Source organism: Helicobacter saguini (assembly GCF_000762875.2).
GTDB classification, from domain to species: Bacteria; Campylobacterota; Campylobacteria; order Campylobacterales; family Helicobacteraceae; genus Helicobacter_A; species Helicobacter_A saguini.
On record NZ_JRMP02000015.1, the window covers coordinates 47,148 to 70,034 of the forward strand.

Consider the following 22,887-nt stretch of genomic DNA (forward strand, 5'->3'; position numbering starts at 1 on the left):
CTACTCCACAATCATATAAGATATATTTGGCTCAAAAGAAAAGCTTTTAATCTCACATTTATTAAAACTCTTAAAATACTCTAAAGCCGCCACACTCTCGCCATGCCATCTGTCATTATTAATCTCATCAAATGCTATAATTCCGCCCTTTACTACGCGATGTGCTAAACACTCTAACGCCACTTTAGTAGGCTCATATAAGTCAAAGTCAAGGAATAATAGCGATATTAAAATATGCGGATTTTTCTCCACATATTGTGGTATCGTTTGTGTTGCATCGCCTTTTACTAGCTCGATTTTAATAAACTGATTTAAAAAGCGATTGCTATCAAACTCATCTATGCAATCTTGCATTTCATCCAAAATAGATTCAAAGCTATTAAAGCCGCCTTTTTTAAGGGCGTTTAAATCATCTTTTGAACTTAAATCTTGCTTAGATACATTAGGAAATCCACAAAAAGTATCAAATCCTATAACTTTTCTATTGATATTAAAAATATCAAGGCTAGCACACAATTTAGCAAATGCCATGACCCCCCCCCCCCCATTGAACGCCACATTCTACAATATGCCCCTTTGTGCTTTGAATTATTTTAAATAATTCATAACGTGCTAAAAACCTTGCTAATGCCTGTCTTGGCACATATTTTTCAAAGTTATTTAGCTTGTCTTTCATATCATAATTATATTTTTGTATTAGCATGTTGCTCCTTTGTGATTAGATTCTATAAAGTTAGGTCTATCTTGGTCGCTATCGCCCTTAAAAAAGGTGTAGTTTTTATTTTTGCTTTTATAGGCAAATGAAATATCCACATTATCTTTTACAAATGGCTCAAAATAATTTGGGATAATTTCACCCTTTTGTTTTAATCTAAAGCCAGATTCTATAATTTCACTTTGGTTTGGCACGTGGCATAAAAGGTCGATATACTCGGCATTTCTTTGCTCTAATAACTCTTGCAAACTCTCACTTATATCACACTTTGGAAACTCGCCTAACATATCAGTGATTCTAAGACACTTAGAATCTAAAGCTTGAACTTCACGGAAAATAAAGATAGTTTTAAGCTTATTGTTAATATAGATTCCATAAGCTTCATATTTATAGAACTTATGATTTATATATCTATTTATAAAATAAGTTATAGTTTTTGTAGGATAATATTTATAGTCTAAATTAGATTCTATAATTTCTTGTTTTGTTAATATTTTGGCTTTTATAGAATCTTTTGTTTTAGAATCTTGATTTGTTTTAGATTCTATAAATGTAGCAATTTTAAAGTTATTTATTTTATTGTTTTTGATATAGAAATGTTTCATATATCCTAAGTTATATCTTAACGCCTTATAAAATTTTAACCCACTAGATGAAATGCCAACTGCTCCAATGCTATCAAAATCTTGCTTTTGCAGATATAAAATAAGCTGTAGCCCAAGGCTAGGGCAACTCTCCTTAGCCTTCCAAATAGCAAGCCAAATGTCTTTAGTCTTTATATTTTTATCATAAAGCCTTGTGATAATAAAGCCAAGAAGTGCATCAAAGCCTTGTGTTTGCTTATTTATCGCCACTAAAAAATTATAATATTGATTCTGCTTAGAATCTATATTTTTAGAATTTTTAGAATCTTGCAAACTAGATTCTATATTTTGTTTAGAATTATTAGAATCTTTTACATCATTATAATTAAGCGATTTATTGAAATCTTTTTTAGAATCTTTGTTACTAGATTCTATATTTTCCACATTAGGCGAGTGCGAAATATCTGCGTTATGCAAGCTAGATTCTAGAATCTCTTTAGAATCTTTTATATTTTTATTAGAATCTATATTTTTAGATTCCTTAGAATCTTGCAAATTAGATTCTATATTTTGTTTAGAATTATTAGAATCTTTTACGTCGCTAAAACCAAACGAATTTATTTCTTTAGAATCTTTATTTGTAGATTCTATGTTTTCTTTAGAATCTTTTACATTATTATAATTAAGCGATTTGTTAAAATCTTTTTTAGATTCTATGTTTTTTATAGAATCTATCTTATCATTATAGGTAGCATTATGAGAGCAACTACTTACCCCCCCCCCCCCCTATTTGCAGGGCTTAAAGGTGCTTCCAAGACATTTATAGAATCTAAATGCTGAAAATCAAGCAACTCAACACTACTAGCCAAAATATGATTATGTTTCCAATACTTATCAATAAAGTCTTGCAACTTATCTTTTTCATTACCATAAACTAATCTAAACTCATATCCCATAAACTTCCATCCACCAAAAAATCCCAAAATTATACCCTAAAAACCACGTTTTTAAAATGTTTTCTACTTAATCTTACAAAAACTTACATAATAAAAACTCATACTTCTTTTCCAAATTCAAGCTTTTAAATTAACGCAATCTAAACTTTTATATTCTAAAATTCTAAACGCAAAATTTTAATTAGTTATTAAATCATAATAAAAAGCCCAAAGGATAATACAAATGTCAAAGATTTTATATGTCAAAAAGAGAGATGGTAGGATTGAAGAGCTAAATATTGCTAAGATTCAAAAGCACACAAGCGATGCGGTCAAAGGTTTAAGCGGTGTTAGCCAAAGTGAGCTAGAAGTCGATGCTAAGCTTAACTTTTTTGATGGTATCGCCACAGAGCAGATTCAGCAAACGCTTATAAAAACGGCGGTGGATAAAATCGATGTGGAAAGCCCAAATTGGACTTTTGTCGCGGCGCGTTTATTTTTGTTTGATTTGTATCATCGCGTTAGCCATTTTACTGATTATACTCATTTACGTGACTATTTTGAGAAAGGTGAGAAGCACAATCGCATTATTAAAGGTTTAAAAGAAAAATATGATTTAGACTTGTTAAACTCTAAAATTGACAAAGATAGGGATTTGCAGTTTAATTATTTGGGGATAAAAACGCTTTATGACCGCTACTTACTAAAAGATTCTGATGGTAATCCTATTGAGTTGCCACAGCACATGTTTATGGGAATCGCAATGTTTCTAGCGCAAAATGAGAAAGATTGCAATGAATGGGCGATTAGATTCTATGATATTATTTCAAAATTTGAAGTGATGTGTGCTACTCCAACGCTTTCAAACGCACGCACGCCGCGACATCAGCTAAGTAGCTGCTATATCGGCTCTACGCCTGATAATATAGAAGGGATTTTTGATGCGTATAAAGAAATGGCGTTACTTAGCAAATATGGCGGTGGCATTGGCTGGGACTACTCACAGGTGCGCGGGCTAGGAAGCTTTATAGATGGGCATAAAATGGCAGCAGGGGGCATTATCCCTTTCCTTAAAATCACAAATGATGTCGCCATAGCCGTAGACCAGCTAGGCACAAGAAAGGGCGCTATTGCCACATATATCGAAGTGTGGCATAGAGATGTGCAAGAGTTTATCGACTTGCGTAAAAATAGTGGGGAAGAGAGACGAAGGGCGCATGATTTATTTCCAGCGCTTTGGATATGCGATTTATTTATGAAAAGAGTTGAGAAAAATGCGTCATGGAGTCTTTTTGACCCATATCAATGCAAGGATTTAACGCAGTGCTATGGTGAAGAGTTTGAGAAAAAATACATAGAATACGAGCAAAATAAAGATTTAGTGGTAGAAAAGATTCAAGCACGCGATTTGTGGAAAAAGATTCTATTAAGCTATTTTGAATCTGGCGTGCCATTTTTAGGCTTTAAAGATACAGCAAATAGGGCAAATCCAAACGCACATCATGGAATCATTCGCAGTAGCAATTTATGCACCGAGATTTTTCAAAATACAAATCCTAGTCATTATGTGGTTGAAGTCGAGTTTGATGATGGTAGTAAAATTGATTATGAAGAATTTGAAAATATCAAGACTGATAGTGGCGTAATAAAACCAGCAAATAAGCTAACTAGCATAGATTCTATAAATAATAAAAAAATCTTTATAGCCCAGCGCGTGGCAAAGGGCGGTGAAACAGCAGTGTGCAATCTAGCTAGTATAAACTTAGGGCGCGTTAATACAAAAGAAGACTTAGAGCGCGTAATCCCTATTGCCGTGCGGATGCTAGATAATGTAATCGATTTAAATTTCTATCCAAATAGAAAAGTGAAAGCTACAAATATGGCAAATCGCGCCATAGGCTTAGGCGTAATGGGCGAAGCTGAAATGCTAGCAAGCCAGCTAATACATTGGGGTAGCAAGGAGCATTTAGAAAAAATAGATTCTATAATGGAGATTGTTAGCTATAACACGATTAAGGCTAGTAGCACTTTGGCTCGTGAGCGTGGGAGCTACTGCCTTTTTAGCGGGTCAAACTGGAGCAAGGGGATTTTCCCTATTGACAAGGCAAATGCGAATGCTTTGGGCTTAGTGGATAGGATTTTTGAGTATGATTGGGACTCTTTGCGTTCCTATGTGAGTGAAAATGGTATGCGAAATGGCTATCTTATGGCTATCGCGCCAACAAGCAGCATTAGTATTCTAGTTGGGACTACACAGACTATTGAGCCGATATATAAACAGGCGTGGTTTGAGGAGAATTTAAGCGGTTTAACGCGAAGTGTCGTGCCAAACCTAACACTTGAAACGATAAACTACTATAAAAGTGCCTATAACATAAATCAGCTAAAAATCGTAGAAGCAGCCGCCGTGCGACAAAAGTGGATAGACCAAGGGCAAAGCCTAAATATTTTTATGCGACAAGAGGAAGCCGATGGTAAAAAGCTAAGTGATATTTATCTTAGTGCTTGGAATCTAGGGCTAAAATCCACATACTACTTGCGTAGTGAGAGCCCAGAAGTAGATGACAAACTTGATAGAAGCATGGAATGCGTTAGCTGTCAATAAGGCTTTATAGAATTTATTCATAAAACTCCCAAAAGGGGATTTCATAGATTTGCACGCCGATGTTTATGCCTTTTATGGTTTTTTTTGCGATGGCGCGATTTGTTTGATAATAAAGTGGAATGTAGATTCTATCATTATCAATAATGTTTAAAACTTTGAAAATATTAGAATCTAAAAGTTTAGAATCTTGTAACTTTTTAGAATCTAAATTAGATTTTTTAAAGCTTTTAGAATCTTGTGAATTTCTAACACTCAAAACTTTAGAATCTTTCAACGTTTTAGAATCTAACTTTTTAGAATCTTGCAAATTTCCTAACTTTTTAGAATCTAAACTTGCAGATTCCATAATATTAGATTCTAACGCGTTATCAATCGCATTATTTAACGCACTAAAATCACTCAAAAACTTATGAATAGAAAAAACATGTCCCCCTGCTTTCATCGCATTTAGCATAATTAGCGGCTCATAAGGCACGCCCCACGTGCTAGAAAAGCACATATCAAAATTCGCACCACTTTGCAAATTCGCATAAATGCTAGGCTCACGCGCCGCAATTTTCAGCGAAATGCCGATATTTGCCAACTGATTTTGCAAAATTTCAGCCATTGCTTTTTGCAGTGCATTATCGCCCTCATATATTAATTCTAACTGCACTTTTTTATAATCTTTATAGTAATATTTATCATTTCCTATTTTATAACCACTAGATTCTAATATCTCTTTTGCCTTGTTTATATTATATGAAATATCTAACTTTTTATCCTTAAAATTATAAAAAATAGAATTTGCAAGATTATTATCATTATAAAAAATAGCCTTGTTTAACGCGACTTTATCAATGCTAAAATTTATCGCCAAACGCAAATTAGATTCAATACGCGCAGGATTTAACGCCAAAAACACACTAGAATTAGGGCTAGAAGTAAAAGTATTAAAATTTTTATCACTCATAAACTCGCGGAAAATCTCAAGCGGAATACTCTCACTACCATAAATAATATCGATGCTACCGCTCTTTAGGGCAATCACTTTTGCCGTAGATTCTAAAATATGACGCATAATAATTTTATCAAAATAAATTCCATTATAGCTATTTTTATCCCAATAATTCTCATTTTTGATAAAGCTATCAGCCACGCCTTTTTGAGATTTTTCAAACTTATAAGGTCCCGTGCCAATGGGCTTTACTCGTGCCTTAATCAAGTCAAAATCGGCTGGAATTTGGCTAGGGGCAATAAAGCGAAATGGGCGGATAAGTGCAAGCTCGTTAAGTGCCGCAGAATAGGGCTTTTTAAGACTAATCTCAATCTTAAAATCACTTAAGATTTTCACATTTTCAATCAAGCCAGAAAGCCTAGCCCAACTATGCCTACTTTTATTTTTTAATATAGAATCAAAGTTTTTTTTCACCGCTAACGCGTTAAATTTTTCACCATTTGAAAAGCTCACATTTTCACGCAAAATAAATGTATAGATTTTAGAGTCTTTCACATCCCAAGAAGTCGCTAGGGATGGCACAATCTCGCCCTTTTTATTGACTTTTACTAAGCCCTCATAAATCATATTTTGTGCAAACATTTGATTTTGCCCATAGCCTTGCGGATTAAGATTCCCAACAGGGCTAGAAATGCCAATTTTAAGGACATTCTCCGCATTTAGAATCTGCACGTTTATCAAAACTAGCAAAAAAAGATTCCATAACATTCGCATAAACTAAACCTTTATAGAATCTATAATCCAATCACACCCACGCGCTGCTTATTAATTTTAGAATCTTTAATAATATCCACAATGGCTAGGGCGTAATCTGCATAGCTTCCAGCCGATTCGCCCTTAGAGTTTGTCTCAAATTCTTCACCTATAATCTTATACTTCCCACTCTTTACACCATCAAAGCGAAAGTCAGCTGGCGGGCTAACATACACCCAATTTATCGCCCCTGCCTTAGAATCTTGAGCGCGCAAAAAGTCCAGCACTTCCCCATGCGCCTTTGCCACAGGCAGATATTCCTTTGGAAAATCGGGCGTATCAAAAAGCTGCTTTGTGTGACTTTTGTCAAGATAAAGGCTACCAGCGCCGCCAACGATTATAAGACGCGCAGGATTGCCCTTTAAAATGTCGTGCAAATGCTGTATGTGCTTTACAAAAAGGCTAGGGTCTTTGACCTCGCCAAAAGCATCCACAATGCTATCAAAGCCGCTTAAATCCTTAGAATCTAGCGCGAAAATATCCTTTTGCTTCACGCTAAATTTCTTAGAATCTAGCTTATTTTTTTTGGCTAAATCTTGCAGTTTTTTGGCGTTTCGCACGATTGCAGTCACGCTAAAACCGGCATTTACGCACTCTTTTAATATCAAAAATCCAGCCTTGCCACTTGCGGCTAACACCGCGACTTTTGGTTTAGAATCTATTTTAGAATCTGCTTTGCTATTCTGCGAGTTAGATTCTATATTTTTAGAATCTTTTTTTTGCGACTTAGATTCTATAGAATCTTTAGCCAACAAATTCACCCCAAAACCACCAGCCACAACGCCCAAAAACGCATATCTTAACACACTTCGTCTATTCATTTTCTACTCCTTAAATTAGATTCTATCACTCACCAACAAGCCTTAATAAACTAATCTCCCTGCGTGAGAAAAGACGCATTGGCATCCCCCACCAGCCAGCGCCACTGCTTATATAAATTTGCGAGTGCTGCCCATCATGCTCAAACTCATGCAAACCCTGCAAAAAAGGCTGGTCAAGCAACACTAGCAAGTGAAAAGGGAAAAGCTGCCCGCCGTGCGTGTGTCCGCTTAGCACCAAGTCGATTTTGCGGCTGCCTAGCTCGCGGATGATTTTAGGCTGGTGGCTTATTAAAATCGTAGGATATTCGCTATTGCTAGAGCTTAGCGTCTTATCAAGGTTTGGGGCTAAAATGCTATCCTTAAACGCCCCAAAACGCCCCATCAAATCCGCCACCCCAGCGACATTTAAGCCTAGATTATTTAGCACCATTGACTGATTTATAAGCGTATTTATGCCAAGATTATCAAGCGATTTTATAATCGTGTAGGTATCGTAGTGATATTCGTGATTGCCAAGTGCGTAAAACACGCCATATTTGCCCTTTAGATTCCGCAGTTCAAGGACAGAATCTTGCACGATTTTATAATAATTATCCACAATATCGCCGCCTAGCACGACAATATCGGCATTCAAAGCGTTTGTTTGCTCCACGATTTTAGCCACACTTTTTTTATCCATTAGCACATCGATGTGCAAGTCGGTTATTAACGCAATGCTTAAAGGCTGCTTTAAATTAGCGATTTTTATCTCTTGCTCCACGATTTTAGGCTCACGCGCATTGATGTAAAAACTAAGCGCGACAAGGGCAAATATCGCCACCCACGCCACAAGCAAAATCTTGCCCTGCCACTCATATAGCGTAAGATAGCCAAAGCCTAGCCGCACAATCGTATTGACGATAAGCACGAGCAGGGCGACATTTACGCATATCCAAAATACGCCGATGCTACTAGATAAAATCGTGTAAATTGCAGCATTCATCTGCGTGTGATAAAGCCGCAGGAAAATCGCTATGCAAAGGAAATTAGCAATAACGATAAACTTGCCTAAATGCTTTATCGCAGGGGTCGGGCTAATATTTTTAAACAGCATAAAATAGATAAAAATATGCAGCAGCACAACAACAATAAAAAAAACAATCCGCATACTTATGGGCATTTATGTCCTTAAATTTGTTTTTAGAATCTAGATTCTAAGATTTAGATTCTATGGAGCGGGAGCCTAGGTTGCCATAGCGGTGGAATGCGATGCTTGCGGCGCGTTCTGTAAAGTAGTAAAGTAGCTCAAAATAGCCATTTGTATAGGGCTTGTGATTTGCTATTAACTTGCCCCTTGCTTTGCCATCTTTAATTAAACCTTTATATATTTCTTGCGTTTCTATATTATTAGAATTTATAGAATCTAAATATCTAATAAGTTCAAATTCACTAGCTTTTTGTATAAAAGATTGCGTATTTTGATACTCTATATTTATATTAGTTAGCCCTATATTTTTTAGGTTTTCTAGCACAAAGCCTAAATCTTCGCTAATCTCAGTTGGCTTAAAGCTAAGGCTTAAACTCGCATTTGCAATAGAACTTGCCGCAATAATTAGCAAAATATCACGCAAAGAATCCTCTTTTCGCACACGATAAATCACGCTACTAACATTTTTGTAATAAAAAAGGTTATCCTCGCCCCTGATATGAACGAAATCGCGTTTCTTAGAAAATTCATTATCATAAAAATATGCGTAACTTTTCACGCTTTTAATTACAGATTCTATAACCTTTTTATTAGAATCACTAGCCAAAGTTAGCAAATATGTAAGTCTATCAATAATGCTATGACTTGCATTTAATTCGCTAGATTCTATAGAATCCACACTTTCAATATTCAAAAACTGCGTTACATAATTATAGCTCCCAGCCTTTCGCCCAAAGCCTACCGCACTCTTTTTAATACCACCAAAGGCTTGACGAAGCACGATAGCGCCCGTTGTAGGCTTATTGATGTAGATATTTCCAGCCTGTATATTTTCCAAATAATATTCCCACTCACGCTCATCAAGGCTCTCAAAGCCGCTTGTAAGTCCGTAGCCTGTGGCATTTGCTATTGCAAGGGCATGTTTTAAATCACGCGCACACATAACCGATAAAATCGGCGTGAAAAATTCAGTGATGTGCGAATAACTGCCCTCTTTTACGCCATATTTTATACAAGGTCGCATTGCGTAAGGGTTGTTATTTTCGGCGTTACTTGGCGACAACGCCCACTCTTCGCCAGATTCTAATTCTAAGCCTTTCTGCACTTTAGAATCTATCTTATCACTCAAATATCCTAATTTATTTTTTAAATCAAAAGGATTACCTACACTTAAGCTGTCTGCCGCGTCAATTAAGGTTTTTCTAAAGTTAGAATCTTCATAAACTTCCTTTTCTAAGATTAGCAAAGAAGTAGCCGAGCATTTTTGTCCGCTATTAGAAAATGCCGAGTGTATCACATTTTTAGCGGCTTGGTCTCTATCTGCCATTTTGCTAACTATCGTTGCGTTTTTACCACCGGTTTCAGCGCTCAAAAATAGCCCCGGGTTTTGCTCTAAGATTTTATATGCGGTATCTTCGCCACCTGTAAGTATGCTAAAATCAGCCTCTTTTAGCGCGATTTCGTTAATATCACGCCCACTTGCTGGGAGATACACAAGATAGTCTTTTGGCAGCCCAGCGTCATAAAAGCACTGCGTTAAAAAATGCCCTGTGATAGCGGATAAATTTGAAGGCTTGTATATCACGCGATTACCACTTGCAAGACTAGCGGCAATGCCCCCGACACTAATTGCCACAGGGAAATTCCACGGGGTGATTACCACGCCGATACCTTTTGGGGAGAGTTTTACATCTTTGTGATTTTGCAAAAGTTTATACATTGAGTGCGGATAGAATCTTAGAAAGTCAATTGCCTCGCTTACTTCAGCGTCTGTTTCAGCAAAGGTTTTGCCTACTTCTAAAGCAGAGATTCCTATTAAGTCGTTTCTGCGTTCCGCGACAATTTCAGCAGTTTTTAATAGAATCTGCCCTAACTCTTCAAAGCTTAAATCTTTTTTAGAATCTTTTAGCAATTTTATAGAATCTTTTATGCTTTCCTTGCTAGCTTGATATACGACACCTATTACACGTTCGCTTCCTTTGGCGTGGATTTCTTTTGCGTTATCTTTTGGAGTTTTCTCGCCTATTATGGGCGTAATTTCTAAGCCGCTTAGATTCTCAAACTTTGCCTTTATAGCATTCGCCCACTCCCTATTTTGCGGCATTATAAAATCTGTATCTGGCTCGTTGAAAAATGTATCCAACGTTGCCGAACGCGTATGTGGAGCAACTAGGCGATTTTGGATTCTATAGCTATCATTGCTTATACTTTTTACGCCATTAATTGCGGTTAGGAAAATCTCCTCTTGCTTTTTCCACGCAGGTGAATCCACACTCAAATCAAAGGCATATCGCATAAAATTATCCTTGCCTGTATTCTCATCAAGGCGGCGGACAAGATATGCAATAGCGTTATTGAAATGGGCATCACTACACACCGGCGCATAAAGTATGAGATTATTAGTTTTTGCCACTTCAAAGCTAGATTTAAGATTCATCCCCTCAAGCATTTCAAAGGTAAAACTTGCAAAGGCGTTATGTTGCTTTATACGCGTCATCGCGTATGCGATTTGAAAAATATTGTGGCTAGCCACGCCGATATTTATGTATTTATAATTTTCATTACTTAGCACAAAATTAAGCATTTTATTATAGTTAGAATCTGTATTTACCTTTTCTCTAAAGGTCGGCAGCTCCCAGCCTTTCACACTTGCGATTGTCTCTTCAGCCTCCATATTTGCACCCTTAACAATGCGAATCTTAATCGGGGGCTTCCCACTTTGCACACGCTTTTTAGAAAATTCAACAAGTTTTTTGAGATATTCATAAGAATCTGGCAAATACGCCTGTAACACAATACCTGCTTTTATATCAAATTTGCTAATAGATTCTATAAAAGAATCAACCGTTAGTTCTAAATCTTTGAACTCTTCCATATCTAAATTTATAAATTTTGGATGTCCCTCTTTTTGCTTCTGCTCTGCAATGGCATAAAGGCTATCAAGCCGCTTTACAATCTCATCCTTGCTATAGTTAAAATCAAGGATATTTATTTGTGAAAAAATCGTGGTAATTTTAATAGAAATATAATTTATATAGCTTGAATTTAGCGCGTCTGTGTATTTTTGTAACCGATAATTTGCCTCTAAATTCCCTAACACCTCTTCACCGATTAGATTCACATTTAAGCCGATATGTTGTGATTTACGCAGTTCAGCGTGTTTTTGCAATTTTATAGGATTTTCATCCAAAACCATTGCTTTTGTGTCATTTTTAAGATTTTTAATGAAAAAAGGCACAGAAATGCTAGGCATACTTTTCCCAAGCCCTAAAAATACTTGCAAAAGCAGCTTTTCAAAAGGCGAGAAAAAGTCGGCTATACCATACTTATTAAGCGTATAGCTAATTAGCTCATAAGTAGTCGCGTAATCTTTTGAGCGAAAACTCCTATCCAAAAGCTCAATTAGCATAATTTTACTAGCTGGATTTTCAAGCATTTTCATCATTTTTTTGCGAAATCTTTTTTCCGCACAGCTTAAATCGCTATTAATTTTCCCTTGCAACGTTTTAGCAAGTTCAATACTTTCTTTAATCGTAGAATCTGCATACGCCAAACTTTCAGCATTATCGCTACTAGATTCTATTGCGTTTTTAGATTCTGTAATTTCTTTAGAATCTTTAGATTCTACTTTAGATTCAGTAGTTTTAATCTCTTCTTTATGCCCATCTTGCTTTACATTTTTTTTCTTTTGTGTGCTCATACTTTTCTCCCAAAACATCTTTAAAAGATAAATGTGTAAATTATATCTTAAAACTTACACATAAAGGCTAAAATTTGCAAATTTTTGCAAATGTGTTTCATAATCTTTATGGATTCTAAACATAGATTCTATAACTTTAAAAATGAATAAATTTCATCCACTTTTTTATCCAAATTATCACGCAGCGAATTATCAATCACAAAGTCCGCCTGTGGCTCATCAAAGGAAATATCCACGCCCACGACATCCTTTACATCCCCACTTAAAGCACCTGTATATAGCCCTTTTTTATCGCGGCGTGCCAGCTCATCAAAGTCGCATTTGACATAGATTTCAACATAATTACTAAGATTTGCACGATTAAATTCATAGATTTCATTAAACATCCCTATCGCACTCACAATCACAATCAAGCCCTGATTACTAAGGAATTTGGCGAATTGAAAATACTTTTTACCAAACGAGATTCTAGAATCTTTATCATAACCACCCACGCCAAGCAGCTCACGCATTTCATCGCCATCCAAAAACACGACATTTTTATATGTCTGCCAAACCTTATCATGCAACGCCTTTCCTAGCGTGCTTTTCCCGCTACCAGCTAACCCCATAAGCCATATAACTTTACCTTGCTGCATATTTGTCCTTTTGTGATGTCAAATATTACAGAATGGATTATAACTTCTAATTTAAAAGATTTATTAAACACTTATGCTATTTTAATGTTCCTGTGATAGTGGTGCAAACTTGATTACATTCATCTTTAGAGCAAACCATATCACATTTAGTGCTTATAAACTCATTTTTTTTAAGCTTGGAATTTTTAGGAGTTTTGTTCCCACATGCATTAAATCCTACAAGTAAAGCAAAGCTTACAACAACAAGAAATACTTTTTTCATAGCTATGTCCTTAGAATAATCAAAAATATCACAAACAATAAGCAATAATAATTCCAAAATATTAGATTCTATAGAATCTATTTTTTACACAACATATTTAAAACCTTAGAGTTCTCATATTCCATTAACAAATTAGAATTTATTTTTCCATTATATTTTAGGTATAAAAAGAATAATTCTGTATATAGACTTAGGTAATAGCAGTTTTTGTTTTCTAAATGTCTATTAATGTTGTTGATTTGTTGCCTTATCAAATCAAGGGCGGTGGCTCTATCTTTTATGAATGTTAAATATGCTTTAGAATCTATTAGGGCAAATCTAACGCAAAGGATAGGTAAAGATTGTGTATCTACATCTGCGGTTTTTACTTGCAAGGCGGAGCCTGTGTATGTGTAGAAATTTTGCCCCATCAATGCTATTCTATTGACATATACTTGGTCTTCATCTTCTATAAATTCTTTGTCATAGTATCCACCAGATTCTATAAATTTGGCTTTGTTGTGAAATCGTCCATTAGGCTGCATGTAATACATTTTTTCCACTTCTTTGTGGGTTACCCCCCCCCCCCCCCATTTGTATTAGCAGTGCTGACATTCGTGCTCCACCAAGTCCATTTTGATAACGCTCTATCCATATAGGCATCCTTAAAGACTTTTCTAATTATTTCGTGCTTCTTTTTAAAATGATGTGTTTCACCTTCACTACACACGCCAAGAAGTGCCACGTTTTCACACTTTTTTAGCTTTATTACCTTACTTAGCTCTTTTAGATAGTTTGGCATTAACATATCATCACTATGGCATGTGCCTACCCATTCACCTTGTGCTAAGGTTATACAGCGATTCCAATTGCCAAAAAGTCCTAAATTTTCCTTATTTCTATAATAATTTATACGCCCTTTATACTCTTTTTCAAGCATTTCACCTATGCTATTATCATTGAAGTTATCAGTATTTTCCACGACTAAGACTTCATATTCGCTTTCAAAATCTTGATTTAATACAGAATCTAGAGCCCTTTTTAGCTCATCTTTTCGTTTATAATTTGGTATTGCTATGCTAAATTTTGGCTTAGTTTTTAAATCTTGCTTCATTATTAAAACAGATTCTATATGCTCTTTTAGCTTAAAATTATCATTATAGTCAGTAAAACAAGAAGTATCAAAATCCTTAGTAAAAAACTTTACACTTCGCTCTTCTACTCGTCTTATGGCTTCTAGCTGCTCTTCTTTTGTTAAATTCTCTCTTTTTTGCACTTGCAGTTCTGCGTATTCCATTGTTTGCTCCTTTTGCTAAATGACAAGATTCTATATATTTTTTATGAAAATCGCATTTAGATTCTATAAAATTTGATATTGTTAAAGTAGAATCTAGTTTATTTTTTAGATTAAGGACTTTTATGATTAGATTTTTGCTAGCTATTTTTGTGTGTATTATCACGTTAAATGCGGCGGAGCAGGATATAGATTCTATATTCTTAGATAGCCGTGATATTGAGATTAAAGATAAGCCCTTAATGCTAATCTTTGGGAAAAACGACTGCTACTACTGCGATGTGCTAAGTGCTTCGCTTGTTAGCAATGCGACTATTCAAGGCTACATAAACCTTAATTTTTCGGCATATTACATCAATATTGATGATAAAAAAAAGCACACGCTACCATATTTGAATCTAAATCGCACAAGCTCGCTAAACCTAGCAAAAGTCTATGAAGTAACCGCCCTGCCGCTAATCGTCTTTATCTCAAATGACGATAAAAAAGAAATTATGCGTGTGGTAGGATTTGTAGGGGAGAGCAGAATCATAAACCTATTAGAATTTGTAAATAATGATGTATGGAAAAACTTTCCTACGCCAAAAGAGCGAGTTGATGGCTTTTTGGAATATGAAAGGGAAATAAAAAGGTAGTGATTAATCTACCTAAGCACACTAAGTTTAGCCTTAGAAATATATTATTATATTCTATATTTTTTAGAAAAAATGTTACAAAATGCAAAATTTTATAAAAAATTCCATATTTTAGAATCATAATCATTTTAGTTTAAGGAATTATGATAGAATCTAATTTTATTTTCAACACAAAGGATAGAATATGAGTTTAGATTCTATAAAGTCTCACATGAATGAGCATCATGCGGATAATTTGAAAGATTTAGTTATAAAATATGGAGCTTTTGAGCCAAAAAGTGCTACTTTAGAGAATGTTACAAAAGATGGGCTTTTTATCAAGGCTGATGGCAAAGAGGTGTTTGCGCCATTCCCGCAAGTAACAGAGGAAAAGGACTACAAGGACGCTATTATCGCACTTTGCAAGAGTGTGAAAAGTGGCGATGACAACGCTAAAAATGAGAAAGTAGCGCATGAAATTAAGGAATTTAAGAATAGTTTTGATTCTGTCTTAATCGCGTCTTTGGCGAAGGATAAAAGCCCGCATATTAGCTATTCGCCGCTGTTAAAACACGAGGATAAATTCTATCTTTATGTAAGCGAAGTCGCCGCCCACACGCAAAATCTGCGTGATAATCCAGAGAGTGTGCAGGTGATGTTTATCGAGGATGAGAGCAAGAGCAAGACGATTATTGCGCGAAAACGCTTGACTTATGATGTGAGCGTTGAGTTTTTGCCGCGTGATAGCCACTTTGAGCATGTGTTTAATGATTTTGAAAAGCATGTGGAAAGTATCGGCAAGGGCGGTGGCGTAAGCACGATTCGCCAGATGACTGACTTTCACTTGGTGCGAGTGCATTTTAAACATGGGCGATTTGTAAAGGGCTTTGGCGCGGCTTACAATATCGATTCGCACGGAAAAGTAAGCCATGTTGGCGGTGGAAAAGGTGGCATTCCGCATAATATGCCACACGGACATGGCAATCCGCACGGCGGCGGTCACGGACACGGCGGAGGTGGTCATCCGCACGGGCACGGACATTAATTAAGATTCTATAATGATAGAATCTAAGAGCAGATTCTAAACACGCAAGATTCTGCAAAACTAAAATACAAAATGCTAAATCAAAGATTCTATAGATTCTAATATATTGCCCATCTATATCCTATTAAAAAATGAGATTCTATAGAATCTAAATCACAAATAACACAGCTTGTTACAAAAAGTTACATAATGTAAAATTTTTGTAAAAATTTACTAAAATTTCTTTTTCATTTACTATCTGTTTTTTTTTTTTTTTTGTCTAATATAGTTTCCATAGTGATTTTATGGTAATTTTTGTAACAAAGGATAACTTATGGGTAGTTATATAAAATACGCGATAAGTGCGTGCAGTAGCGGTCTTTTGGCGATTACGCTTAGTGGGTGTTTTGGTAGTGAGCCACCAAAGCCACAGCCAAAACCAAAGCCAGAGTTTAAACCAAGCTCGCTTGATGAAAAGGCGCGTGGCATTACGATTGCGAGTAGCAAGCCTTATAATTGCAAGATTGTAGGTGAGAGCGAAGGCTATGAAGAGGCAGGAAATACGCGTGGCGCGACTAAGCAAAAAATGCGACAAGGTGCGATAAATCAGCTTAAAAATGAGAGCGTGCACGCCATTGCTGAAGGGCAAAAAGTGATGATTGCCATCGGTAAAGAAGAGATGAAATGTCGCGTAAAAGAGCAAGTGGTAGTGGGCGAGGGCAAGAAAAAACAAGTGCAAGTCAAATACAATGAAGTAGATTGCACCACTTGGGACCCAATCCCTGAAAATGCCGTGATTTTAAGTTATAGAATCTATGGCGACTTGTATGACTGCGGCGCGAAATAATCGCCTTTAACTTAGATTCTAAAATTATAGAATCTATTACTTACAATATTTTAACCTTTTAATATTGAGTATTTTAAGAGCAAAATATTTACTTCTAAGTAACTTTCTACATTTGCATTACAATATAAAAAATATTTTAGTGATTCTATATCTTCCTAACCAAATCGTGTATATCCATTCGATTGCGTTTGCCCTGCTCCATCGCGCGGTAGCCAAGGCACAGCACAAGGCTTACTTGCTCTTTAAAAGTATCCATTTGCAGATATTTCTCAAGCTCGACCTTATCAAAGCCCTCAATCATACAACTATCAATCTTAAGAAATGCCGCGTGATACATCATCGCAGTCGCCATAATATACGCCTGATGCGCACTCCACATCCCTAGCTTTTCAATGTCCGCAGTATATCCTAGCGTCTCAAGCTTCATTCGCCCATAACGCTCCTTAATGTAGTAGTCCAGCTCCTCGCTTGTTTTGGTGCGGCGGGCAAATTTATTGCGAATATAATTCGTGCCAGGCAGCATATCACATTTTAGCGAAGTAAAAATTATCGTGTGGGACGCGTCTGTAATTTGCTTTTGCTCCCAGCAAGCCTTTTTTACAGCCTCTTTTGCCGCCTTAGATTTCACCACAATCATACGCGTTGGCTCTAGTCCAAAGGAGCTAGGCGCAAGCCTGCCGCTCTCCAAAATCGCGTGCCACTGCCCACACGGAATCTTTTTATCCTTATCAAAAACCTTACACGCAAAGCGAAACTTACTCGCATTTAAAAATAAATCCTCTCGCATTTTTTGTCCTTTTTTTACAAAATAAAATAAAATTGTAGTTTAAAAATCTAAATTTTTAGAATCTTAAATATAATTATGTTTTTAGATTCTATATTTTAAGGAAAAATATGCAACTAATAATTTTAGGCTATGGAAATATGGCTAAAGCGATATTAGCGGGGCTTTTAAGACAAAAAAAGGACATTTTGGGAATTACAAATATAGTGATTATGGGAAGAAATCCTAGCAAAATCACTCCATTTTTAGAATCTTTTTTTACGCAAAATGAGAGTGAGTATAAAGATTCTATCACTTTGCAGGCTACAAATAGCATAAAGTGCGATGGAAGCGAGATTTTACTCGCCTGTAAGCCGAATAATTTAAGTGAGTTTAGCTTTAATGGCGTGGCTGAAATCGTGTATAGTGTGCTGGCTGGTGTTACCATTAGTAACATAAAATCGCACATAGATTCTAAACATTTTGTGAATATTATGCCAAATGTTGCCGCGCACTTTGGGCTAAGTGCAAATGCGGTGCTGTGGGAGCATGACAAGCTAAAAATAAAAACTATAAAGCAGGCTGGGGCGGTGCTAAACGCCCTTGTGGATAATGATAATAACTTGCAAGAAGTGCGAAGCAAATATCTAAGCGAAGTGAAATCGCGTATAGAATCTTTTGTGAAAAGCTTTGGAAACTGCGTATTTGTCGAAAGCCAAAAGGAGCTAAATGCAAGTATCGCCACAAATGGTAGCTCGCCAGCTGTCCTTGCCTTAGTCGCGCAAGGTTTGATTAATGCGGGCGTGGCAAGTGGTTTGAAGTTAGAATCTAGCAGGGAATTAGTCGCCCAAACCTTTTTAGGAATTGCTAAACTTTTGGCTGAAAAAAGCCCACAAGAGATAAAAGATTCTATAACAAGCCCTGGCGGCACGACCGCCCAAGCCCTTTTATACTGCGACATTCACGGCGTGCAAGGGCATATAGCACAAGGCTTAATCAACGCGGTAAAAAAAGCGGAGAGTTTTCAAAAGGGTTAAAGATAGAGATGTATATCAAATAAGGATAACATATATGTCTAAAATAATTAAAGTAAATGCTGTTAATATATATGGATTCCCTATTACTAACCTTAAGGATAATATACTCTTAGATTTAGAATCTATGTTCAATACGATAACCTTATCTTGTAATAAAGAAGAAAATAATGGGGTATATATATTTTGTATTCCAGATGATGTTGATAGATTTTCAAAAGTATTTGTAAGACTTAAATCTCAAGTTTACATTAACACACAAATATCGCCACAACGATACGAATATGTATTTTTATGTGATAAGCCACATTTTTTAGTTGCAGAATGTCATCAAATTAACATACTTGAAGTTATGTGCAATAATGATAAAGCAATACCTTTCACATTTAATATAAAGATAGAATCTAGTAATATAGGCTTAATTAAAGCATACAAAAAAAATAAAGACGATAAGTTTATTAATGATATTACAGGATTAAGCAATACAAATAATGAAATATACACAATAGATTTAGAGCAAGAAATACAATTACAAGCATTTATATATAAACAACAAAAAATTTATGCAAATAAAGTATATGACCATTCAATACAAATAGAATCCGATAAGATACAAAATGGTAATATATCTAAAATAATAGATAAAGAGCAAATGCTAAGAAGTAATGATAATATAAGATGGGCTTTTAAGGTTGTTGGTGGAAGCTATCTAATTAAAAATAAAGTATATCTAAGGAATAATCCATTTCCATTACTAAAAAATAAAAAATTATTTACAAATAAAAGTAAAATTAGTAGTATTCCAAGCGATGAAGATTATTTTATATTAGAAAATATTAAAGGTTTAACAATTAATATTAAATTGAGAGATTTATTTGATGATAAGATTTTGCAAGATTTAGTCGATAAAAACATAATATTCTTTGCATATAATAAACTAGATGAGATAAATACATCAAAAGACCCAAATATAAATGCTTATCATTTATATCAAAGTGTAGGCAAAGGAGCTAAAAAACAAATACAACAAGATAAAATTACATCTATAGAACTTAAGATTATTCAAACGAGTTTTAGATTAGAATTTAATGGTAAGAATTTAATGTTATTAGAAAATGAGAGAATAATAAATAAGTGGGAAGCTAGAAGTGGAATACCACTAGATTCCATAGAATCTAATATGGAAACTAAAAGAAATAAATTAAAAATAAAAGACTTTAAAACAAACAAATTTTATTATTATGATTTAAATATACACACGCAAGATTCTACAAAGCCACTAAAAGAGGGAGAATATAATATATCAACAACATATAATCCACAAGAATTAAATATACAAAATATAGATTTACTAAATAACAAAGGGGATATTTGTAGCACATTTGAAATAAATAATATACCGCAAAATATATCAATTCCACTAAGAGTTAAATATCAAAAAAGAACACTAATAGTATTACAGCGATTTAAAGAAACCTTAGAATCTACTGAAGCAAGGATGTATGTGTATATGGATAATCAAAGGGTTAATATAGAATTTCAAGAGAACATTCTAAGCAAAACAATAAACAATAAGGGTAAAACCAACATTGTAAAAGAGCATATCAAAACAATAAAAAACATTAATGTAGTAAATGAAGAACTTAATTTTGATAATTTATCAAATAAAGCATTTGCTTATATACTAGATAGACCAGGACCAGATTGTATAGCGGGGGAATTAAATCTTAGGATTCCTAGTGGTAGATATAATATTTCATGGCATAATGGAAAAATTTTTCAAAATGTGATTAAATTGGGTAATGATTTTGTAAATAGCGATAGAGTAGTATTAATCCATGATGGCATTTCTCCTAAAAATTCTAATGGGTGTATGCTTATAAGTAGTAAACAAGCATTTTTTAAAGATGAAATTAAGGCTTGGATGGATACCAAAACAATGAAAAAACTTTTTGCAGAGTTATTAAAAAAATATTTACCTTTATTGATTAATAAAAACACACAAAACGTGTGTATTGAAAATTATATAGAAATAATGATATTGAATAATTTTGATATAGATAACGCAGATACATCACAAGAGTTAATTTTAAGCGGAAAAGAATGAATTCAAGTATGCCAACTTAAATTTAAGAAAAGTTGGGGAAACTTTTGGTGTTCGACTAATAATGGATGAAGACCCACCACATTGGTCGTTAGAAGGAAATTAAATGAAAATCATGTTATTTATCATACTTGTAAGTTTGCATATATATGCAGTGGAATTATCTCAAGATGTCCAGAATTTTATTAAAAATAGAAAAACAACATATAATAAAGTTGATATTATTTGGAGTAAAAACAATCTTGAATTTGTGCTATATAACAATGACTTTATGAGTAATATATGTAACAATTATGCAAATTTTCAACGATTTAGCCAAAAGACAAATGGCGTAGAAGCTACATTTGGATACAAGCAGATTCCACGAAACACAAACAAAGATACTGATAGCTTTATTAATAAAAGTTGTGAATGTATTCATATAGGTGGAGAAGAAATCTATAATGAAAAAAGAGCTAAAGAGCTTGAAAAGATGTTGCAAGGCTGTAAAAATCTAAGTCAAACACGAAAAATATTATGGGAAAAATATAAACAAGATAAATCAAGCCTAAAACTTTTAGGGCAGGAAAAAGAATATTATTCGAGAGTATATGGAGTGTTTTAGTAATATATTTGGAAATTTATATTAAATGGATTTATTAAACACACAGAAATTCAAATATAATAAGATAATAAACCAAAAATTTATCGATTACAAAGGCTTTAAATGAACGCTTATGTATCATCGCTTATAAATGCTTATGATTATACAGCAAACAATTTTTATGATTACGCAAATGAATGTGTGGAAAATAACAGCAAGGTAAAAACATTAGTATATAATGGTTATCTTAGAATTGCATGGAGTTATGATATGAAATACAATAAAAATATCGATTTAATATTTTTCCCACAAGAAAATTTGTACCTTAATTATGCTTATTTATACGCAAAAGATTTTGCTAAAAATATAGAATCTAATAAAACTTTTTATGATGCATTTGTTGAGCTTGATAAATTTATAATACAAATGCACCCACAATATAATATAAACTATGATTTTGCAAAAAATATTTTGTTGCAAGCAGGTTTAGATAAAAATCGCATAGATAGATTCTATAATGTTCGTTTTGGTTCTGCTATGTTTGTGCCTATGGAAATAGAATTTGAATGGTATATTGTTACTCCTAGATTTTTAAGTAAATATCCTATAAGTTTTTTTAATTACGATAGGGTTTTAAGGTATGCAGAATCTGACGAGATAACTACATTTGGAATTTGTATAGGTATAATAAAATCTTATTCTATACTTTCTTTAAATACAAAACCAAATTACGATTATAAATATCCACTTGCATACGATATTGAAATAGATAAATATACTACTTATAAAGATATATTTTCCCCTATTCCTACCACAGCACTTGCTATTACACAGACAAATTTTAATGATTATGTTGTAAACGTGAGAGATAAACCAGCTAAAGATTCTAAGATTTTATCTCAACTTTTCTCGCAAAAACTAAAATCTCAAATGACTGACAAATCAAATGATATATTACAAAGACAATATTACGAAATAAATAAATCTCAACTAATAAATCCACTATGGAAAGATGAATATATCGTGTTTATTCATAATATATTGCAAAACAACTGGGTTAAAGTATGGGTGCTTAAAATACCAAATAAATCAAATATAAACAAAAATGTTTTTGACGAAGAAGATATATTTAATTATAAAACAAATTGGGATTGGTATTTATTAGAAATTATAAAATTTATTAGCGATTCCAAGGACTATGTTTATATATTTAATAATCATCCTAGCAGATTAATACTTTATGATGGGTATATTCATACAAGCGGATTAGATTATCTTATGCCATTTGGAGAAAACTATATTAAAAGATAATTTATTTATAAAAGTATTTAATTTCACACAAAACCACCAAAAAGGAAAAACCCATGAACTCATTTATTACCCTAAAGATAGATAATTTAGAATTTATTATTACAAAGGCTAGTATTACTGAGAGTTTAGAATCTTTAC

21 protein-coding genes are annotated in these 22,887 nt (G+C 34.2%); 8 read left to right on the forward strand and 13 right to left on the reverse strand.

Features of this window, described 5'->3' with window-relative positions; translation table 11 throughout:
* The 4 genes from LS64_RS09095 to LS64_RS09105 all read right to left on the reverse strand — a co-directional run bounded on the left by LS64_RS09095 (window position 1) and on the right by LS64_RS09105 (window position 2,282).
* The gene (locus LS64_RS09095; protein ID WP_202391513.1) at window positions 1-558 is read right to left on the reverse strand and encodes a TylF/MycF/NovP-related O-methyltransferase; all 558 of its coding nucleotides are present in this window, start codon (window positions 556-558) and stop codon (window positions 1-3) included.
* Window positions 518-703: a hypothetical protein gene (locus LS64_RS12955; RefSeq protein WP_202391512.1), complete on the reverse strand. Its 186-nt coding sequence runs from the start codon at window positions 701-703 to the stop codon at window positions 518-520. Before LS64_RS12955 ends, LS64_RS09095 begins: the two co-directional genes overlap by 41 nt.
* On the reverse strand, window positions 697-1,854 hold the full coding sequence (locus LS64_RS09100) for a hypothetical protein (protein WP_118949277.1): 1,158 nt from the start codon (window positions 1,852-1,854) through the stop codon (window positions 697-699). Before LS64_RS09100 ends, LS64_RS12955 begins: the two co-directional genes overlap by 7 nt.
* A 215-nt stretch (window positions 1,855-2,069) precedes the next feature.
* Window positions 2,070-2,282, reverse strand: coding sequence for a hypothetical protein (locus LS64_RS09105; protein WP_138127319.1), 213 nt, complete (start codon window positions 2,280-2,282; stop codon window positions 2,070-2,072).
* 205 nt (window positions 2,283-2,487) lie between these two features.
* Here LS64_RS09105 and LS64_RS09110 point away from each other — a divergent pair, with 205 nt between their 5' ends.
* Window positions 2,488-4,839 (forward strand): ribonucleoside-diphosphate reductase subunit alpha, encoded by a 2,352-nt coding sequence (locus LS64_RS09110; protein ID WP_034574631.1) that lies wholly within the window; start codon window positions 2,488-2,490, stop codon window positions 4,837-4,839.
* Window positions 4,840-4,852: 13 nt separating this feature from the next.
* Here the strand turns inward: LS64_RS09110 and LS64_RS09115 are convergent, their stop codons facing one another.
* The 8 genes from LS64_RS09115 to LS64_RS09150 all read right to left on the reverse strand — a co-directional run bounded on the left by LS64_RS09115 (window position 4,853) and on the right by LS64_RS09150 (window position 14,472).
* On the reverse strand, window positions 4,853-6,550 hold the full coding sequence (locus tag LS64_RS09115) for an ABC transporter substrate-binding protein (RefSeq protein WP_034572560.1): 1,698 nt from the start codon (window positions 6,548-6,550) through the stop codon (window positions 4,853-4,855).
* Window positions 6,551-6,570: 20 nt separating this feature from the next.
* Window positions 6,571-7,410, reverse strand: coding sequence for an NAD(P)-dependent oxidoreductase (locus LS64_RS09120; RefSeq protein WP_081948345.1), 840 nt, complete (start codon window positions 7,408-7,410; stop codon window positions 6,571-6,573).
* Between the two features lie 25 nt (window positions 7,411-7,435).
* A complete protein-coding gene (locus tag LS64_RS09125; protein ID WP_034572557.1) occupies window positions 7,436-8,569 on the reverse strand; it encodes a metallophosphoesterase in 1,134 nt (377 codons plus the stop codon).
* Window positions 8,570-8,603: 34 nt separating this feature from the next.
* Complete coding sequence (locus LS64_RS09130; RefSeq protein WP_081948344.1) at window positions 8,604-12,296, reverse strand: bifunctional proline dehydrogenase/L-glutamate gamma-semialdehyde dehydrogenase; 3,693 nt, start codon at window positions 12,294-12,296, stop codon at window positions 8,604-8,606.
* Window positions 12,297-12,424: 128 nt separating this feature from the next.
* A complete protein-coding gene (locus tag LS64_RS09135; protein ID WP_034572553.1) occupies window positions 12,425-12,934 on the reverse strand; it encodes an adenylyl-sulfate kinase in 510 nt (169 codons plus the stop codon).
* A 76-nt stretch (window positions 12,935-13,010) separates the two neighbouring features.
* Entirely contained in the window at window positions 13,011-13,196 is a 186-nt protein-coding gene (locus tag LS64_RS12825) for a hypothetical protein (RefSeq protein WP_034572551.1), read from the reverse strand.
* A 77-nt stretch (window positions 13,197-13,273) separates the two neighbouring features.
* Complete coding sequence (locus LS64_RS09145) at window positions 13,274-13,729, reverse strand: hypothetical protein (protein WP_118962078.1); 456 nt, start codon at window positions 13,727-13,729, stop codon at window positions 13,274-13,276.
* Window positions 13,730-13,749: 20 nt separating this feature from the next.
* Entirely contained in the window at window positions 13,750-14,472 is a 723-nt protein-coding gene (locus LS64_RS09150; protein WP_118988445.1) for a glycosyltransferase family 2 protein, read from the reverse strand.
* 122 nt (window positions 14,473-14,594) lie between these two features.
* Here LS64_RS09150 and LS64_RS09155 point away from each other — a divergent pair, with 122 nt between their 5' ends.
* From LS64_RS09155 to LS64_RS09165, 3 genes are all read left to right on the forward strand, one after another.
* Window positions 14,595-15,104 (forward strand): thioredoxin family protein, encoded by a 510-nt coding sequence (locus tag LS64_RS09155; RefSeq protein ID WP_052062286.1) that lies wholly within the window; start codon window positions 14,595-14,597, stop codon window positions 15,102-15,104.
* A 184-nt stretch (window positions 15,105-15,288) separates the two neighbouring features.
* A complete protein-coding gene (locus LS64_RS09160) occupies window positions 15,289-16,128 on the forward strand; it encodes a HugZ family heme oxygenase (RefSeq protein ID WP_034569363.1) in 840 nt (279 codons plus the stop codon).
* Between the two features lie 313 nt (window positions 16,129-16,441).
* Window positions 16,442-16,954, forward strand: coding sequence for a hypothetical protein (locus LS64_RS09165; RefSeq protein WP_034573566.1), 513 nt, complete (start codon window positions 16,442-16,444; stop codon window positions 16,952-16,954).
* A gap of 145 nt (window positions 16,955-17,099) precedes the next feature.
* Here the strand turns inward: LS64_RS09165 and LS64_RS09170 are convergent, their stop codons facing one another.
* The gene (locus tag LS64_RS09170) at window positions 17,100-17,741 is read right to left on the reverse strand and encodes an NAD(P)H-dependent oxidoreductase (protein WP_034573568.1); all 642 of its coding nucleotides are present in this window, start codon (window positions 17,739-17,741) and stop codon (window positions 17,100-17,102) included.
* A 107-nt stretch (window positions 17,742-17,848) separates the two neighbouring features.
* On the opposite strand from LS64_RS09170, the gene LS64_RS09175 reads away from it, so the two are divergent.
* The 4 genes from LS64_RS09175 to LS64_RS09190 all read left to right on the forward strand — a co-directional run bounded on the left by LS64_RS09175 (window position 17,849) and on the right by LS64_RS09190 (window position 22,749).
* On the forward strand, window positions 17,849-18,754 hold the full coding sequence (locus tag LS64_RS09175) for a pyrroline-5-carboxylate reductase dimerization domain-containing protein (protein WP_034573572.1): 906 nt from the start codon (window positions 17,849-17,851) through the stop codon (window positions 18,752-18,754).
* Window positions 18,755-18,788: 34 nt separating this feature from the next.
* Window positions 18,789-20,858 (forward strand): DUF5675 family protein, encoded by a 2,070-nt coding sequence (locus LS64_RS09180; protein ID WP_052062684.1) that lies wholly within the window; start codon window positions 18,789-18,791, stop codon window positions 20,856-20,858.
* A gap of 103 nt (window positions 20,859-20,961) precedes the next feature.
* Complete coding sequence (locus tag LS64_RS09185) at window positions 20,962-21,459, forward strand: hypothetical protein (protein WP_034573575.1); 498 nt, start codon at window positions 20,962-20,964, stop codon at window positions 21,457-21,459.
* Between the two features lie 102 nt (window positions 21,460-21,561).
* Window positions 21,562-22,749 carry a hypothetical protein gene (locus LS64_RS09190; protein WP_034573578.1) on the forward strand — a complete coding sequence of 396 codons (1,188 nt, stop codon included), beginning with the start codon at window positions 21,562-21,564 and terminating at the stop codon, window positions 22,747-22,749.
* The last annotated feature ends 138 nt before the right edge of the window (window positions 22,750-22,887 follow it).